This window comes from Caballeronia sp. ATUFL_M2_KS44, from assembly GCF_023630965.1.
Classification (GTDB): Bacteria; Pseudomonadota; Gammaproteobacteria; order Burkholderiales; family Burkholderiaceae; genus Caballeronia; species Caballeronia concitans.
On the sequence record NZ_JALQEA010000023.1, the window covers coordinates 1 to 242 of the forward strand.

The window sequence follows — 242 nt, forward strand, 5'->3', positions numbered from 1 at the left end:
GACTCACCATTCTACCAAGTAGCGGACTGTCACTTTCTGTGCAGTGGGAAAGTGTTTCAATATGTTTGCGCGGAATGACCAGCACGTGCACCGGCGCGGCAGGATTGATGTCGTTGAAGGCGACGAACTCATCGTCCTCATAGACCTTCGTGCTCGGCAGTTGCCCGGAAGCGATCTTGCAGAAAATGCAGTTGTCTTGACTCATTGAGTTGCCGGATTTCGTTGACGGATGTGATCAAAAC

At 51.2% G+C, this 242-nt stretch carries 1 protein-coding gene; it reads right to left on the reverse strand.

Annotation, left to right across the window (positions count from 1 at the left end; genetic code table 11):
- A partial coding sequence (locus tag NCR39_RS11950) for an HIT domain-containing protein (protein WP_250452384.1) occupies positions 1 to 205 on the reverse strand: 205 nt, incomplete at its 3' end.
- Positions 206 to 242: the final 37 nt, after the last annotated feature.